Raw genomic sequence first — 17,131 nt, 5'->3', positions numbered from 1 at the left:
GGTTTATTCAGTCGATTTATTCGATCGATAAATTGTGATTTCAGGGTCGATTTTGTCGAAGTTGGAATAAATTTTCATGTCATCCAACAGTCGATAGGTCACCGTGGGGCGATCGAACCAATACCACTTGGGCTTGGTTTGGTATTGCAGCGCCAGTTCGTAGCCCAACTTTCCCGATTGTAACTGCTCAAAAAATTGGTGACCTGGAGAATTTTGCAAAAAGCGGCGTTGGTCATAGCCACTGCTGACAATAATCCATTGGGGTTTGAGGGCGCTCACCTGGCCCAAATCCGGTTCTTCAAGCAATTTGGCTTGGAATCCTGTGGTACGGGGCAAATATTTCTCAATGCCCACTTCCAGAATTAATTGATTTGCGGGAATTTGTGATCGCATCCATTCTTCAACAAAATAGCGCGAATCATGGGTCATTAAACTGTTGACTGTCCAGCTATAACCCAGGCTGTACATCAAGGCGAGGGTGGTGATGAAAGCACCGGGAAAAAACCAGGGTTTCAGGCGATCGCTCAACTGGGCCATGGCAGAACCTGCGAAGAAGGCAAAGAGGGGCATTAAGGGCATTAAATAGCGCACATCGTTATACAAAATAGGCGCGATATAAAACAGGTAATAGGAAATACCGGGAACCCAAAGATAGAGCGGCAACCATTGCCGATCGGTGGGATGAGGAGAGGTGCGGTTTGGTTGGGAATGGCCTCGGAGCGATCGAACCAATCGCCAGCCATAGAGCGCTATTCCGACCCAAGCCAGCCACCAAAGGGGCCAGCCAAAGGAAAATTGCAAATGCCCGAAACTTTGGCCCAACATTTCCCACTGCCCTTGCAAACTTTCTTCGTAGCGAGGGCGAATGCTGGCTCCTCCGTACAGAATTAAGTTGAATCGATCGATAAACCCTTGGAAATTAAAGAGGGCATTTTGCAGAATTAAAAATGCTCCAACCCCTGCACCAAGGCCATAGCCCACCCGTCGATCGCGCACCGCTTGCCAAAGGGTGAATTGAGGATTGCTCAGCCGTTGTTTTTGCCAATAGTGCCAAATCACAAAGAACGGCGTGAGGATGCAAAATCCATAGAACTGATCTTTGGTACAAACGGCGATCGCGGCTAAAACTGCGCCGATGATGTAGTCGCGAAAGCGATGATGGTTCAGAATTTCCACATAGACAATTAAAAAGGTGATCGACCAAAACAAAACGGGAATATCTAAGTTGGCAATTTTGGCATAGTAGACATAAAGGGGCGTGAGGGCCATGGATAAGGCCGCTAGCCAGCCCGTTTTGCGATCAAAAATCATTTCTCCCAACCGCACCATCAAGACCATGGTTCCCATGCCCATGACCACGCAAAGTAGCCGATTGAGATAGAACAAAAGGCTATAGGTTTTCAGGTCTTCAAAGGAAACCCAGCCCAGTTGTTTCAGAACCAACAGGGGCGAATAGAGCAGGGTCAGTAAGTAATAGTGAAAGGGTGGATATTTATAGTGCCAACCGTTAGCAAATTTTTGATCGATCGCCTCTAAAACCCGTTCTGGCGTTAGCTCATCGGCGGCCCAACCTTTCCAGTCTGGCAATCCCCAGTTAATGCCATAGAGGGCGATCGCGCCACTTAACAAAATCAAACCCAAGAGGGGTAAGGAGATTGTCCAGCGGGGAGCTTGGCGAGGACTTTGGAACCCGGTTTGAAATCCCTTTTGCAAACTTGTCAGAATTTTTTGGCTAATTGTTTGGTTAATCATCTTTGGGGAAGTTGATCTGCAATGGAATAAAGGGCGTGAATCAAATGAATGAATGAAATTCATCAGTAAGCCGTGATCAGACAGGCTGAATGCATGGGATTAAAGGGACGATCTTAAGCAATTGCCATTCAGAACAACCAACGATTGATCGGTGAATTGCTGACAACGATCGAGCAGCGTTTGCATCACGGGCACTTCGCCCCGCCGTAATTGTTCGATCGCTTGGCGATGGGCGATCGCTAGGGGTTCTTGGGGGCTGGCGCGGAACCAACGCACCCAGCCCATTTTTTGGAGCTGATTGGGGTCAAAATCTGCCCGATCGAGCAACCAAAAATCCACTGAATAGCGGTTCAAAATCTCCCGTAGGCGATCGGGGTTCGGGGTATATTGACCCACAATTAAATCCGTTGCCCGCTGCAATAGCTCTGTGGCATAACGACGATGGTAGCGCATGGTGAACCCGGGGCCGACCACAATGGAGCGTTGGGCAAAACTGGGCAAGTTATCCGTTTCACGGGTGGTGGAAGCAATTCGAATGGTAACCGGTTGGTTCTGAAAAAATTCATAGAGTTGGGGATGGTTGCCAATTTCGTATTGCGTGGCGGGAAAACCAGGAAAGGTGAAGGGATAAATCAGCAAAAAACCGGTGATTAGCAACACTAAGCCTTTGGCTTTTGAATTGCTCAATTTTGCATTGGGCGGGCGTGATTTTGCCCATTGCCAAGCCTTTTGCACTAGCCAGCTCAGGGCGATCGCACCCAAAATGGCTACAACAATGCGCAGGGAATGTTCTGAGTAGCGGTTGGGCAAATGCAGCCGAAAGAGCAAGAGATGGGCAACGGTAAACCAAGCACCAGAAACGATTAATAACTGCGGCACAAAGACCAAGCTCGATCGCGTGGCCTGGGCCAGTGGAAACCGATCGCGCTGCCACCACAAAATCGGAAAGAGTAAGGTCAAAATAATTTGCGGGAAGGCGAAGTCAATTTCCCACCAATCGATTGGAATCAGACCCGTGCGTCGATGCTTGAGCCAATAGGCCCAAGCCGGTTCCACCTGGAAAAATTGGGCCCAAAAGGTTTTGGCTTCAGCGGCAGTTAGCACCGGGCCGTATTGACTTGATTTTCCGAGGAAGGGCAATAGAACTAAGCCTGAAAATATCAACAAACTGAGTTCTAATTGACGCTGATTCCATAGGGTTTTCAGTAGCGATCGCACCTGGAACAGTGATCGCTGAGCAATTAGCCAAGTTTGCCAAATTAAATCTAGACCAATCAGAGAAGATCCTAATAAAACGCCATGGGGATAGAAGCCGGCTAAAAGCCCGATGGCGCTGAAGAGTTGCCAGGGTGATCGCCCTAACCAACCCTTTAGAAATAAAAAGAAAAGGGGATAAATAAAGGCAACGGGTACACCGGAAACGAGATCATCGGCAATCCATAAATTTTGATTTAAAAATACGCAGGCGCTGAAGGCTGCCAAGGGCACGGGCAACAGTTGCCAAACCACTTGAAAACACAAGAATGTGGTCAGGGTTCCTAGGCCGATCGGCAGCAATTTATTGAAAACCATCGGATCTAAGCCGAGGATGCTGCCCAACCGATAGAGGCCTTGATATCCCCAGGGAGCCACGGATTGGAAATAGTCCGCCATCAGGTCATTGGGGAAGCGATCGGGATGGAGCCACCGTTGCATCCAAAACACATGTTGGCGAGCATCGTCTTGCACCACGTAGGGGCCGCTGAAGGCCTGAAAGAGGGCGGGCAGGGCACAACCGATCGCCACGGCCAAACTGAGCGCCAAGGCCCAGCGGCCCGCGCGATCGCCCCTGGGGCTGGTTGGGTCTAGGGCGCGGAGCCAGCCATTAAGCATTTCGCCTCCAACAGTGCCAAATCGCCCGCTTGCCACTGGGCGCAACGGTCGATCGCGCTAGGTAAAACCGGTTGTTCGCCCCGATCAAGCTGGGCTAATGGGGCTGCACCAATGTTGAATTGGCGAAACCGACGACTATCCAAAAAGTCCCGCTGAAAGCTCGATCGCTCCACTAACCAAAAATCCACGCCCGTTTCCGCCAAAAACCGGCGAATGGGGGCCCAACTGGGGGCAAATTGGGCGCTCACGAGTCGATCGAGCCGCCGCACCAGTTCTTGATAAAACCCCAGATGATAGGGCAGCAGATAGCCTTGGCCACCCACGTAGATCGATCGCCCCGCAAAGGCGGGCAGATTATCCCCCTCACGGGCCAAGGAAGCGACCAAGGTATCACGCGGTTGTTGTTGCAAAAAAGCGTAAAGCCCCGGAGCATTGCCTGGCACGTAGTTGGTGACCGGAAAGGCGTAATTTTGAGCCGTCAGAGCCGCTGGATAGGCCACAAACCACAGTACCAACAGGCCCGCCCCCAGCCCGGCCCCGATCGCCCGGGAGCCACCCCGCCGCAGCCGTTGCACCGCCCGCTCCAGCACCGCCGCGATCGCCAAACCCGCCACCAGCGCCGCCACCAGCCGCACCGAATGCTCCCCATACCGATTGGGCAGGTGCAATTTAAAGAGCAACCCATGGGCCGCCCCGAACCCGATCGCGGAGGACAGCAACAGATCGCCCAACAGGGGCAAGGCTTCTTGGGCCGATCGCACCAGGGGGAAGCGATCGCGCTGCCACCACAGCAGGGGCCACAACAGGCCAAACCAAACGCCCAAAGGCAACACCAGCACCGAATGGAAGGCCATGATCCGACACCATTCGGTGGGCAAAAAGCCACTGCGTTGGCCACAGGCCCAATAGTTCCAAGGATCCCGCGTGAAAAAGGCAGACCAACCCTTATCGGCCAAGGTGGGCATCGCTCGCGCCACGTCCACGGACAGCACCGGCCCAAAGGGAGAATCGCGCAGCAGGTAGGGAACCATGGTCACCACCAGCGCCCCCAAGCCCGCCAAGGCCACCCGCACCTCCGGGCGTTCCCAGGCCGCCCGCCAGCGCCAAGCAACCGATCGCCCCGATCGCAGCAATTGCAGTCCTAACGCGCCGCCCAGCACCAGGGCCACTTGCGGATAAAACAAAGCCAGCAGCCCGATCGCCCCCACCGTCACCCCTAACCACCGACGGGCGATCGCCCACAACCCCCACAGCAACAGGGGCCCCGCAAAGGCCGCTGGTGTGCCGGAAACCAAATCATCCCGCAGCCACAGGGCCTGCACCGCCAGCAGCCCACTCAACCCCGCCGCCAATGGAATCGGCCAGAGGGTCACCGCCAAGCCATAGGCTCCCACCGCCGCCAGCAGACTTAACCCCAAGGGCACAAATTTGTTAAACAGCAAAGGATCTAGCCCCAGCTTGGCCACCAAGCCATAGAGCCATTGGTAACCCGCCGGGGCCACGGACTGGAAATAGTCGGCAATCAGATCTTGGGGAAAGGCTTCTGGATCCCAAAAGCGTCGCATCCAAAACACATGCTGTCGGGCATCATCTTGGATCACATAGGGGCCCGCCAGGGCCTGTTGCAGGGCCAACCCGCCATAGGCCAGGGCCACGGCTCCGCAAAGGCCGCCCCAAAACCAGAGCCGTCGATCGCGCCCATGGGCGATCGGCTGAAAAAGAACGCTCCAAACTTGTGCCCAAAATGCCTGAATGGCCTGAGGGGGGTGATGGCCCGGTTCCTGTTGCACGCGCTGTCCTGCCCTGAAAAATCGTTGCCAAACCGCCGGAGAACCGCTAGCTAGGGGACATTTCCCGATCGGCGGCCCGCAGTTTGCAACAAAGGCACTTTAGCGCAGGACGATCGCCCCGACGGCCCTAACGCAGGTCGCTAGCGCAGGAAGCTATAAATCTGCTGGCTTTCCACATCTTGGCAAATGGTGGATGGTCGATGCCCGCTCGACAGCTTGTAGGTCAGGCGATCGAGCTTCACCTGTAGCCCGGCCATGGGGTCGCCCCCTTCACTGACCAAAAATTCCAGCCGCTGCACCGCTTGCCAGTCTGCCAACTGATCCAGGAGTTGGGCGATCGCCTCCAGGTAAGGATGGCCCGGTTCGCGATACCAACCGGCCATGGCCAAATTGGATTGGTCAAAGCCCAAATGCACAATCAGCGCCGGATTGCCAAACAGGGCCACCGCCACCGGCCGCGCCTCTTCCCGCAATCGCAAATCCCGATCGCTCACCAACTGTCGCAACTGGGCTAACCGTTCGTAGGCTTCGCTAGTGGTGGGGTGATCAGTCCAATGGAGGGCGATCGTCACCAGATAGGTTTGCAGCAGCAGATGCCCCAGTTTGGCCGCCTTGGTGGTCAGATAGCGCGTGTTGAAGGAGTTGGCCTCAATCAACAAGGGCACGCGATCGACCACTTCCAACCCATAGCCACGAACACCGGCAATTTTGCGCGGGTTATTGGTAATCAGCCGCACTTGACTAATGCCCAAATCGTTCAAAATTTGTGCGCCCACGCCGTAATCACGCAAATCCGCTGGAAAACCGAGCTTTTCATTGGCTTCCACCGTGTCAAAGCCCAAATCCTGCAAGGAATAGGCCTTGAGCTTATTAATCAGGCCAATGCCGCGACCTTCCTGGCGCAGGTAAACCACCACCCCTTCATCGGCCTGCTCAATCATTTTCAGGGCCGCGATCAGTTGCGCTCGACAGTCACAGCGCAAGGATCCCAGCGCATCCCCCGTTAGACATTCCGAATGCACCCGCACCAACACCGGGCGATCGTGGAAGGTGGCCGGGTCGCCCTTGACGATCGCCACATGGTCGGAACCGTCAATTTCGTTGCGATAGCCATAGATCTCAAACAGGCCAAACTCCGTGGGCAGTTTGGTGACCGTTTCCCGGATCACAAACCGCTCATGTTGCAGCCGATAGCTAATTAAGTCCGCGATTGTGGCGATTTTCAGGTCGTAGTGCTGGGCATAGTCAATCAGTTGCGGCAACCGGGCCATGGAACCATCGGGATTTTGAATTTCGCAAATCACGCCCGCTGGATAAAGCCCCGCCAGGCGAGCCAAGTCCACGGCCGCCTCCGTGTGCCCTGCCCGCTTCAGCACCCCCCCTTCACGCGATCTCAGGGGGAAAATGTGCCCCGGTCGCCGCAGATCTTCCGGCCGGGTTCGGGGGTCGATCGCCACTTGGATTGTTTTGGCGCGGTCTTCCGCTGAAATGCCCGTGCTCACCCCCAAGGCCGGCGAGGCATCAATGCTGACGGTGAAGGCCGTTTGGTTGCTGTCCGTGTTGTTGGTCACCATCAAGGGCAACTCCAACGCATCGAGCCGATCGCCCGTCATGGCCAGACAAATTAGCCCCCGCGCCTCCGTGGCCATGAAGTTCACCGCGTCCGCCGTCACCTTTTCAGCGGCGTAGATGATGTCCCCTTCGTTTTCGCGGTTTTCGTCATCCACAATCACCACGGGCCGCCCGGCCTTCAGGTCTGCCAGGATGGCGGGAATCGTGTCAAACACAAACGCGGGAACAGACTGGGGGACAGTGTGGTGGGTCATTGCGGCAGCAACCAAAGGCGAACAGCGCGTCTGTCGGCTAGAGGCTAGGACGGACGCTAATAAACAGTTACAGTTCTTAACTTATGGTCTCCATTGTATCTCCTGTAGCAGTTTCACCCGGCGGTGAATTGCGGCTTTTCTGATCCTGTGCGATCGCCCTGTATCCCCTAGGGGTGAGACCCCCTGCAACCGAACGCAGGAACACCGGCAAACGGTACTAGAATGCATGGCAACAAGCCGCGCGCACCCGCCGGCTGGCCCGCACCCAGCAGCACCGCGCCCGTCCACAGACACAGGCACCCACACAAGCAAAGGGAATCAGAAGCCGGATTATGAGTAATACAGACAAGATTCCAGTTGGCATCGTTGGCGCATCGGGCTACGGCGGCGTGCAACTGGTCAGAATTCTGTTAGATCATCCCCATGTGGAACTGACCTATTTGGGCGGCGAAAGCAGTGCCGGCCAAAGCTATGGGCAAGTTTATCCTCACCTGGCCCACCGCATTTCCCTGAAGGTGGAGTCGATCGACCTGGATGAGATTGCCCGGCGCTGTCGGGTGGTGTTTTTGGGGCTGCCCAACGGGATTGCCTGTGACTTGGCCCCTCAACTGGTCGATCGGGGCTGCAAGGTGCTGGATCTGTCGGCGGATTACCGGTTCCGGGATCTGAACACCTATGAAGACTGGTATGGCAAGAGTCGCAGCGATCAGGAAGTGGCGGCCATGGCGGTCTATGGGCTGCCGGAACTGAATCGCGAGGCGATCGCGGAGGCGAACCTGATTGGTTGTCCCGGCTGCTATCCCACGGCCAGCCTGTTGGCCCTGCTGCCCCTGCTGAAACAGGGGATTATCATTCCGGAAACGGCGATCATTGATGCCAAGTCCGGCACGTCCGGCGGCGGTCGCCAGGCCAAAACCAACATGTTGTTGGCAGAAGCGGGCGGTTCCTTTTCTGCCTACGGGGTCGGTCGCCATCGCCACACGCCGGAAATTGAGCAAATTTGCACGGATTTGGCAGGCCATGAAGTGCGGATTCAATTCACGCCCCACCTGATACCGATGCCGCGCGGCATTTTGTCCACCGTCTATGCCACCCTCCGCGATCCGGGCCTGGTGCGCGAAGACCTGCTGACCATCTACAACGCCTTCTATCGCAACAGTCCTTGGGTGAAGGTGTTGCCCAGTGGGGTCTATCCCCAAACCAAGTGGGCCCTAGGAACCAACCTTTGCTATTTGGGTGTGGAGGTGGATCCACGCACCGATCGGGTGATTGTGTTGTCGGCGATCGATAACCTGATGAAGGGCCAATCGGGTCAGGCGGTGCAGTGCATGAACCTGATGTTGGGCTTGGATGAAACGATCGGGTTGCCCCAGTTGGCGTTCTATCCCTAGGCTTGCTCCCGAAGCTTGCTCCGGAAATGGTCGATCAATCTTGGTTTTCCCAACCCCTTTCCCATGGCCGGAAAGGGGGCGGAAACCGCTGAGGATCAGGATCCAAATCAGCGGTCAAAATCTGGTTAGGTTCGGGAATTGCACCAATCAGCGCGATCGCACCCGATCTCCAGCCAGCGCTAGACTTCGTTAGGCTAAATCCATCCCGATCGACCGCAGCAAAATAAGGTGATAGCGCATGGCCGCGACAGATTTTAAGGATTACTATGCGGTGCTGGGTCTGACCAAAACCGCCAGTGCCGAGGAAATCAAGAAAACCTATCGACGGTTGGCGCGCAAATACCACCCGGACTTGAACCCGGGCGACAAACAGGCGGAGGCGCGGTTCAAGGAAGTGAACGAGGCCTATGAAGTCCTGTCCGATGCGGACAAGCGCCAAAAGTACGATCGCTTTGGTCAATATTGGCAACAGGCCGATCGCGCCGGTCAAGCCTGGGGAGGAACCGGGGCCGGGGGAGCCGGGTTTGATGATTTTGAGTTTGGCCGCTACGGCAGCTTTGATGAATTTATTAATGAGCTGCTGGGACGGTTTGGCGGGCCAGGGGCCGCCGGGACGCGATCGAGCAGCTACAACTATCGCAGCGGCACAGGCAGCAACTACAGCGGCAATTACAACAGCAGCAATTTTGGGGGTGGCTTCTCCGGCTTTGGGGATGTGGGCGGCTTTGGCCCCCAATCGGCCGCGGGCGATCGGGAAGCCACTTTGGCCCTGTCCTTTGGCGAAGCGTTTAATGGCACGCAAAAGCGCCTGAGCCTGGGAGCCGAAACCATCACCGTGCGCATTCCTCCCGGGGCCAAACCGGGCAGCAAAATTCGCCTCAAGGGCAAGGGGCAATACGACCCCTACAGCCGTCAACGGGGAGATCTGTACCTGAAGGTCAGTCTCAATAGCCACAACTTTTTTCAATTTGAGGGCGATACCTTGGTTTGCGAAATCCCGATCGCCCCAGATGAGGCGGTGTTGGGAACCAAGGCCGATGTGCCCACCCCCGATGGGTTGGTGACCATGAATGTGCCAGCGGGCATCAAGTCAGGTCAAACCCTGCGGTTGCGGGGCAAGGGTTGGGTTGAACCCAGCGGCAAACGAGGGGATTTGTTGGTGCGGGTGGCGGTGACTTTGCCCAGTTCACCCACGGCGGCCGAGCGGGCCGCCTATGAACAGGTGCGGGCGGCGCGATCGACCGATCCCCGATCGCACCTGCGCTCTGTTCAGCTTTAAGCGTTTTTAGGCATTTTTAAGCGTTGCCAAACCGGTCGATTAACCCTAGCAGGGAACCATCGATCGAACCGTGGTGGCAAAGTTCGCCAAGATCCGCAGGCCCGCCGCCGCTGACTTTTCCGGGTGAAACTGCACCGCCATCACATTGGGCCGACCGGAACCGAGCGCTTCGCAGTGAATGGCGGCCGTCACCGTTTGGCTGCCGTGGGTGGTCGTGGCGGCGATCGCCCCTGGATCCGCCGGATCCACATAGTAGGAATGGACAAAATAGGCCCAGGGCAGCGGCTCCAACCCTTGCCAAAGCAGGGATGTGGGTTGGGTGAGGGTCAATTGATTCCAACCCATGTGGGGGATGGTGATTCCTGGTTCTGGCTGAAAAGCCCGCACGGAGCCGGGCACGATGCCCAGACCCGGTTCCCGGCCCTCGCTGCTGGTTTCAAACAGCATTTGCAAACCCAAACAAATGCCCAAGAAGGGTTTTCCTTGGGCGATCGCCTGGCGAATGGGCGCTTCCAATCCCCGATCGCGCAGTTGCTGCACCGCCGGATCGAAAGACCCGACTCCCGGCAGGACGATCGCATCGGCGCGATCGATCACCGTTGCCGAGTCAGTCACGATCGGCTCAACTCCCGCCTGGGTTAGCCCCTTGCAGGCGGAATGCAAGTTGCCCATATCGTAATCGACCACGGCAATCGTTGTCATAGGACACCAAACCCCTGCAATTGCTGCAATTGTATTGACTGAAACTGTGATTTTGATGACGGGCGATCGAAAGCGATTTCAATCATCCAAATCATTCAAAAGATCGAAACCACTGAAATTATAGGTTTGAAATGGCGCAATCTCCCTGGCTGATCACCTCCTTTCAAACTTGGTTACCCCATCAGAAATCCAACGCCTCCGATGATTTGCTGGCTTTGCTGATCGAACAATGGCAACTGCCCCCGCAGGCGATTTGCTTGCGGCAATTACCCGTTGATTTTGATCTGGCTCCTCAGCGGGTGATTGGGGCGATCGAGCAACATCGTCCTCGGAAAATCCTGTTGTGTGGCATGGCTGAGGGGCGATCGCACCTCTCCCTCGAAGCCCAAGCTAGCCAAGGGGGCAGTCGGTTAGCAACGGGTTTTCATTTGCCGCAACTGTTGGCGGGCACTGAGTGTTCTGAAATTAGCTTTGATGCAGGAAATTTTGTTTGCAATGCGCTCTATTACCGAGTCTTGCAATGGCTGTTGCTCCATCGTCAATTAGCCAAGGCTCTGTTTATCCATGTGCCGGTTTTGACCCTTGAAAACCAAGGAAAAATCGCAGCGGATTTTCGTCAAATTTTGCACAACCTAGAGCACGATCGCCAAGTTTGATCCCTTGCGAGTTTATTCAGTCTTATCCTTCACCAATCGCCCATCTTCCATATACAGCAGTCGATCGGCAATATCCAAAATTCGGTTATCGTGAGTAACCAACAAAATGGTGCAATCTCGCTCCTTGGCCAAGCGTTGCAAAATTTCCACCACATCCCGCCCCGACTTGCGATCGAGCGCGGCCGTTGGCTCATCGGCCAAAACAATTTTGGGAGAACTCACCAGGGCCCGGGCGATCGCCACCCGCTGTTTTTGTCCCCCTGAAAGCTGCTCGGGATAATAGTCCAATCGCTCTCCCAAGCCCACCGCCGTCAACATTTCATCCACCAGCCGATCGCACTCTGCATCGGTGTAATGGTCATGTAATTCCAAGGACAAGCGGACATTTTGGCGAGCTGTTAGAAAGCTCAAAAGATTATGGGCCTGAAAAATATAGCCAATGTTGCAGCGAGTTCTTAGAAGCTGTTCTTTGCTAGCTCCACACATTTCTTGACCCAAAATTTTCAAGCTCCCTTCATGGGCCGATCGCAACCCTCCCAACAGGGTCAATAGGGTGGTTTTCCCAGAGCCAGATGGCCCCGTCAGCAACACAATTTCACCCGCTTGAATGGTCAAATTAATGTCATAAAGCACCTGTTTTTTGAGATCGCCATTGCCAAAATAGTGATTCAAATCCTGAATCGTAATGGCATTAGCTTGGCTAGATGGTTGCCCAAGGACTTGATTCGTAACCTGATCCATGACCTGATCCATAACCTAACCCTCTGCTAGATTGATCTCTCCAAAAGTGGGCAAAAATCCTGAGTGGGCAAAAATCCTTAGAAAATATCCGCTGGATCCGCTTGATAAAGCTTTTGCATGGCAATCACGCTGGAGGCGCTGCACATGGCAACGGTCAACACAAAAACGGTGATGGCGCGATCGAGCTGCATGAAAATCGGCAAAAGGGTAGCGGAATAGGTAATTTGATATAAACCCATTGCCAAAACCATGCTGGGTAAAAAGCCAATTACTGCCAAAATTAAGGCTTCAGTAATCAGGACGCGCACCAGAAAAACGTTGCTGTAGCCCATGGCTTTCATGGTGGCAAATTCCGACAAGTGATCGGACACATCGGAATAGAGAATCTGATAAACGATCACGATGCCCACAATGAAGCCCATGATGACCCCGAGACCAAAAATGAAACCAATACCGGTTCCTTCGGCCCAATATTGCTTTTCAACGTTGGCAAATTCTTCAACGGTTAAAACTCGCACATCCTTGGGCAAAAAGGCGGACAGTTTGCGTTGCATCACCACCGGATCGCTACCCGGTTGCAGTTGAATTAACCCCACTTCAATGTTGCTGGCGGAGCGATCGGGAAACAAATGTAAAAAGGTGGAATCACTGACGATCGTGTTGCCATCCGCCGCAAACGATGCCCCCAAGGTGAAAGTACCGCTGACGTTCAAGAGCCGATCGCTCAACTCCACTTCTAAACCCTGGGGCGACCGGGCTAACCAATCGGCCACCATGCCATATTCCGGTCGTCCCGCTTGGTCAAACAAAACGGTCTTCAGCAGGGTGATTTCGGTAAGTTGCTGTTCCACTTCCGGCAGCTTGAAACTGGGCTTTCCAGGTTCGACTCCCCAAACCAAAATGGCGCGACTTTCACGGGTTTCTGGATTGCGCCATTGGCCGGTGTTGATATAAATAGAACTCACCTCTTTCACTTCGGGCAGTGCGCGAGCTTGATAGAGCCGTTCGCGTTGGAAGCTTTTAACAGAAAAAAGTGTCCGAAACTGGGGATTAATGAGGACTAAATCCGCATCCAGGTTGAGGTGAGGCTTGATGGCTGCGTCGTATAGGCCACTTTGGAACCCCAACTGCATGAACATCAAAATATCAGCAAAGGCAATGCCAGCAATGGCTACAACGAGGCGGCTTTTTTGGCGTACCAATAATAGCCAAGAAAGGGGAGTTTTTTTGGGCATGGGATCGGTTGCAACGCTAGCAAGCGCGCTGACAAAAGAATTGATTCAGTAACAATCAAATGACCATTAATCAAATGACCGCCAATTAGCGAGTTAGCGAGTGTCGCCCGTGCCGGTTTCGATGCTCACTTCCACTTGTAAATTGGTGAACGATCGCACGCGGGCCGTGCTGGCCGGATCGAGCAAAATGCGCACTTCCACTACCCGTCGATCGAGGTTTTCGCCCGGCTGATTGCTAAACACGTTTTGTCGCAACACTTGCAGTCCCACTTGGGCCACCGTGCCGCGCAAGCTGCCCTGAATCGCTTGGCCCACAACGGTTGCTGGTTGGCCAACGCGCACCAACCCCACATCGGTTTGGTAAACCTCCGCCACGGCCACCATTCGATCGGTCTGAGCCAGATCAAGCAGACCGTCATCACCAATCTTTTCGCCCGCCCGGGCATGGATCTTCAAAATTTGCCCATCGCTGGGGGCCCGCAGATAAGCCCGTTCCAAGGCCGCCGCCGCCCGATCGCGCGCGGCCCGGGCCGCCGCCACTTCCGCCAAGGCCGTGCGCACATCCACTGTCCGCACTTCCGCCACACTGCTGAGGGTGGACTTGGCCTCTTGCCATTGTTGTTGGCCCGCCCGCTCAACCCGACTCAGCACCGCCGTGGCCTCTTGCACTTCCTGGCGACCGGTGCGATCGAGCCGGTTCAGTTCCGCCCGGGCTTCCTGAAGCTGCCGAAACAAAGTTTCCACCGACAGCCGCTTGGCATCGTACCGGGAGGCAGATTCCGCCCCTTCCTGATAAAGCGCCTCGTAGCGCCGATATTCCGATTGGGCATTGGCTAACTCCGCTTCCAAACGGCGAACGGCGGCCGACTGTTGGGCCAACTGCCCTTGCCACTGGGCCCGCAACCGGCTGAGCTGGGCTCGTTGAGCGTCGGTGTTCCCTTGCCATTCTGCTTGCACTCGGTTCACGGTGGCCCGCTGGCTGTTGATGTCGCCGGTTTTGGCTCCGGCCTTCACTTGGGCCAAGCGAGCCTCAGCCACCTGCACTTGGCGGTTCGCTTCGTTATATTCGGCGGCCAACACGGTTTCCGAAGCCAACAAGGCCACCACTTGCCCCGCCCGCACCTGATCGCCCTCCCGCACACGCAACTCACTGACCCGATCGCCATCCAGCGCCAAGGGAGCTGCCAACCGCACCACCTCCGACTCCGGCTCCAGCCGCCCCAGGGCCGTCACGCCCGATCGCACCACCGGGCCCGGGGTTGAGCTTTGGGCCTGCTGCTCTGCCGTGGCCCGGTTCCACTGCGACAGCCCGATCGCCCCCAGGGCAATGCTTGCCGCCGCCGCGCTAGCCGCCAGAGCCAGCGTGTTGAAATTCCTGAACTTTACAATCACGATTGGTTTGCTCCCAATAGCCCGCTAGCATCTTGGACATCAAAACTGCCTGTTCCGCCAAGTCCAACTGCTCACCCAAAAGCATTCGGCGGTACAGCAAGCCACTCACCCAAGCCAAAAAACACTCCAAAACCGGACGATCGTGAATTCCCAAAAAGTCCGCCAGCGCCTGAACATAGCGATCGTGGGCCCCCTGAATCAAGGGATTTTTGCGCACCACTTCCCCCTGGTGGCGGCAAAACTCCGCAATTAACAGATCCTGCTGGCGAAAATATTCCTCGTTGTCAATCACGCAATTCATCACCACCACAATTCGTTCGGCCAGGGTCAGCGGATGGCTCAACTGACTGAGCACTTGCTCTCCCGTATCCTCCAAGCTCAGGTAGTCCATGAGTTGGATGAAAAGGTCTTCTTTGCTCTCGAAATAGTGGTAAAGGGTTCCGGTAGAAACACCGAGTCCCTTGGCAATTTCCCGAATCGTGAGTGCGTGGTAGCCCCGTTCGGCAAACAAAGCAAAGCAACGACTCAGGAGTTCTTGGCGATAGCTCTCGTGATCAACAATTTTGGGCATTGGCTCAATACGCAAGTGTTTTTAATCGGTTTTTGTGCGGCCACACTACCTCACCTGCGCAGAATTGGCACTGAAATTGGCATTGAAATCGACATTGTGTAATGCATGATCAGGGGTCGATCGATGCCTAATGAGTGTCGTATTCATGCCGAATCGATGCCTGAGCAATGCTGAATCAAGGAGTTCATCAGTGAAATCACTAGCAACTTATTGAGGAATACTCTCGATTAGTTCCCTAGAGCAATTCTCTTGGGGGTTGTTTTCAGAAACGGCGATCAAGAATGGTTGGTCATTGTTTTCAGGCTTGGATGACTGAATTTTGTAACCGAAATGGTGGCAACTTGGGACGAATCCTCAGCCGAAAGATTCAAGACCAAAAGATTTGCATTTAATTTGCATCTTCAGGACTCGAACCCTCGACATGGGGTCGCAGGCTGCCAGTTGATGAGTTGAGGGTTGGGGTTCTGAACTCGGATTTATTTTAAATCGAACGTTCGTTATTTTTCTAGTCCCCAACTCAAATTTTTGTCAAAATTTCCGGATAGTAGATTTTCGGCTGATTTTCTGGGGCAGCGCCCCGATCGCCCTAACCCTCGCATTGCCGACCCGACACATTTCCCAGGGCGCTGGGTGGGAATGGATAGACTGGAGACGGAGATTGCAATCTATCCATTGCCACTCCTTGCAGCCATTGAGAATCAGTCGTCATGACCATCTGGGTAAACGAACAAATGGATCCCGCAGGCATTTCCCATGCTTGCATTGCTTCTACCAGCGAAGAACAGGCCCAGGCCTGCTATGAGTCTTTCCAAGAAAATCTGACCGATGAACAGCGCCAGGAGGGTTGGGTGGTGACCATGCGCACCGTGGATTCTTGGGATGATGTGCCCGTGGCGGCCCTGAAGCTGAGTGTTTAAGCCGGTTCAGTCGATCGCCCCTTGATTCGCCTTAGTGCTGTCTGAAGTGCGGTCTGAGCCTATGCAGCAGCCCAGATCAAATCCAGATCAAATCCAGATCAAATCCAGATCAAATTTTGAACCGGTGGTTTTGAATCTGTGGTTCACGGATTCGAGGCCGACCCTAGGGGGCGATCGAGATACAATCAGGCCGTTCGGTGCTATTTCTGTGCCATTGCACCCTGTGCCATCACAGATCGGCTTTTGCAGCGCGCTCCTGCCGAACCACACCCACCCTCTTTTTCTGACAAGCTCTGTCGTTTGTTTTTAGGTATCAGCAACAGCGAGGCAAGCCATGGATCGCCAAGACATTCGGGAACGGTTAGGCAACATTGATCAAATCCGCGACATCTTGGTCGGCTCCCAGCTTCGCGACTATGAAAATCGCTTTGCGCAAATGGAGTCGGAACTCAATCTGTTGCATCAGGATTTGCAGGATCGGATTGAGGAGGTGAAGGTTTCCCTCTCAACCCAATTGCAAGCGTCCCTGGAGGCGCTGGATAAGCGGTTGAAGGGGTTCACCACCAAGATGCAAGAGGAAACCACGGACTTGCAGCAACAGAACGATCGCCTGGGTCGGCGGGTTCAGGCCATCTTTGAGGAGTTGGATCGAGCCTTTGAGGAAAAAACCACGGCGATTGATGGCCGTTTGAACGAAAGCCGCGACAAGCTGCAAGAGGACATTCGCACCCTGCGTACTCAAATTTTTGAGGAGCTGGATACGCGGTTCTCGTCCTTGCGCGATAACAAAGTGGAGCGCGAGACTTTGGCGGAGTTGATGTTTGAGCTGGGAATGCGCCTGAAGGGTCAGGATGTGGTTCCGGCGTTGCAAGCGGCGATCGATCCGCCAAGTGCCCTGTCGGTGGAGTTGGTGTCGCCGGAGGGTTAATCAGAGGGTTAGTCAACGGTTAACCGGACTGGGGCGCAACAATCATGCGGGCCGGTTCGCCAATCCTGGCCGATCGGGC

General features: G+C 54.9%; 14 protein-coding genes. 5 read left to right on the top strand and 9 right to left on the bottom strand.

Translation table 11 applies throughout. From position 1 onward, the window contains the following. Positions 1-3 precede the first annotated feature (3 nt). From H6G52_RS02950 to ribBA, 4 genes are all read right to left on the bottom strand, one after another. Positions 4-1,752 carry a glycosyltransferase family 39 protein gene (locus tag H6G52_RS02950; RefSeq protein WP_190526328.1) on the bottom strand — a complete coding sequence of 583 codons (1,749 nt, stop codon included), beginning with the start codon at positions 1,750-1,752 and terminating at the stop codon, positions 4-6. A gap of 99 nt (positions 1,753-1,851) precedes the next feature. Next, positions 1,852-3,624, bottom strand: coding sequence for a hypothetical protein (locus tag H6G52_RS02945; RefSeq protein WP_190526326.1), 1,773 nt, complete (start codon positions 3,622-3,624; stop codon positions 1,852-1,854). Continuing rightward, a complete protein-coding gene (locus H6G52_RS02940; RefSeq protein ID WP_190526324.1) occupies positions 3,597-5,414 on the bottom strand; it encodes a hypothetical protein in 1,818 nt (605 codons plus the stop codon). The genes H6G52_RS02945 and H6G52_RS02940 overlap by 28 nt, the downstream gene beginning before the upstream one ends. Before the next feature lie 140 nt (positions 5,415-5,554). Further along, positions 5,555-7,240 carry a bifunctional 3,4-dihydroxy-2-butanone-4-phosphate synthase/GTP cyclohydrolase II gene (gene ribBA / locus H6G52_RS02935; protein ID WP_190353545.1) on the bottom strand — a complete coding sequence of 562 codons (1,686 nt, stop codon included), beginning with the start codon at positions 7,238-7,240 and terminating at the stop codon, positions 5,555-5,557. A 332-nt stretch (positions 7,241-7,572) separates the two neighbouring features. Here ribBA and argC point away from each other — a divergent pair, with 332 nt between their 5' ends. Then, positions 7,573-8,631 carry an N-acetyl-gamma-glutamyl-phosphate reductase gene (gene argC, locus H6G52_RS02930; protein ID WP_099535433.1) on the top strand — a complete coding sequence of 353 codons (1,059 nt, stop codon included), beginning with the start codon at positions 7,573-7,575 and terminating at the stop codon, positions 8,629-8,631. Positions 8,632-8,869: 238 nt separating this feature from the next. Then, positions 8,870-9,910 carry a DnaJ C-terminal domain-containing protein gene (locus H6G52_RS02925; protein WP_099535435.1) on the top strand — a complete coding sequence of 347 codons (1,041 nt, stop codon included), beginning with the start codon at positions 8,870-8,872 and terminating at the stop codon, positions 9,908-9,910. Between the two features lie 45 nt (positions 9,911-9,955). Here the strand turns inward: H6G52_RS02925 and hisH are convergent, their stop codons facing one another. Beyond that, the gene (hisH, locus tag H6G52_RS02920) at positions 9,956-10,612 is read right to left on the bottom strand and encodes an imidazole glycerol phosphate synthase subunit HisH (protein ID WP_099535437.1); all 657 of its coding nucleotides are present in this window, start codon (positions 10,610-10,612) and stop codon (positions 9,956-9,958) included. Positions 10,613-10,743: 131 nt separating this feature from the next. Here hisH and H6G52_RS02915 point away from each other — a divergent pair, with 131 nt between their 5' ends. Beyond that, a complete protein-coding gene (locus H6G52_RS02915; RefSeq protein WP_190526323.1) occupies positions 10,744-11,268 on the top strand; it encodes a peptidase C15 in 525 nt (174 codons plus the stop codon). Between the two features lie 12 nt (positions 11,269-11,280). On the opposite strand, the gene H6G52_RS02910 is transcribed toward H6G52_RS02915, so the two are convergent. The 4 genes from H6G52_RS02910 to H6G52_RS02895 form a co-directional block, all read right to left on the bottom strand. Further along, positions 11,281-12,009, bottom strand: coding sequence for an ATP-binding cassette domain-containing protein (locus H6G52_RS02910; protein ID WP_190526321.1), 729 nt, complete (start codon positions 12,007-12,009; stop codon positions 11,281-11,283). 77 nt (positions 12,010-12,086) lie between these two features. After that, a complete protein-coding gene (devC, locus tag H6G52_RS02905) occupies positions 12,087-13,244 on the bottom strand; it encodes an ABC transporter permease DevC (RefSeq protein WP_190526319.1) in 1,158 nt (385 codons plus the stop codon). A 93-nt stretch (positions 13,245-13,337) separates the two neighbouring features. Then, a complete protein-coding gene (locus H6G52_RS02900; protein ID WP_199312131.1) occupies positions 13,338-14,636 on the bottom strand; it encodes an HlyD family efflux transporter periplasmic adaptor subunit in 1,299 nt (432 codons plus the stop codon). After that, positions 14,590-15,207: a TetR/AcrR family transcriptional regulator gene (locus H6G52_RS02895; protein WP_190526317.1), complete on the bottom strand. Its 618-nt coding sequence runs from the start codon at positions 15,205-15,207 to the stop codon at positions 14,590-14,592. The genes H6G52_RS02900 and H6G52_RS02895 overlap by 47 nt, the downstream gene beginning before the upstream one ends. A 707-nt stretch (positions 15,208-15,914) precedes the next feature. Between H6G52_RS02895 and H6G52_RS02890 the strand changes: the two genes are divergently transcribed. Both H6G52_RS02890 and H6G52_RS02885 read left to right on the top strand, forming a co-directional pair. Beyond that, positions 15,915-16,124, top strand: coding sequence for a glycogen debranching protein (locus H6G52_RS02890; protein ID WP_099535445.1), 210 nt, complete (start codon positions 15,915-15,917; stop codon positions 16,122-16,124). Positions 16,125-16,458: 334 nt separating this feature from the next. After that, on the top strand, positions 16,459-17,052 hold the full coding sequence (locus tag H6G52_RS02885) for a hypothetical protein (RefSeq protein WP_190526315.1): 594 nt from the start codon (positions 16,459-16,461) through the stop codon (positions 17,050-17,052). Positions 17,053-17,131: the final 79 nt, after the last annotated feature.

It is taken from the genome of Limnothrix sp. FACHB-881 (assembly GCF_014698135.1).
Taxonomy (GTDB): domain Bacteria; phylum Cyanobacteriota; class Cyanobacteriia; order CACIAM-69d; family CACIAM-69d; genus CACIAM-69d.
This window is presented reverse-complemented; position numbering and strand designations above follow the sequence as displayed.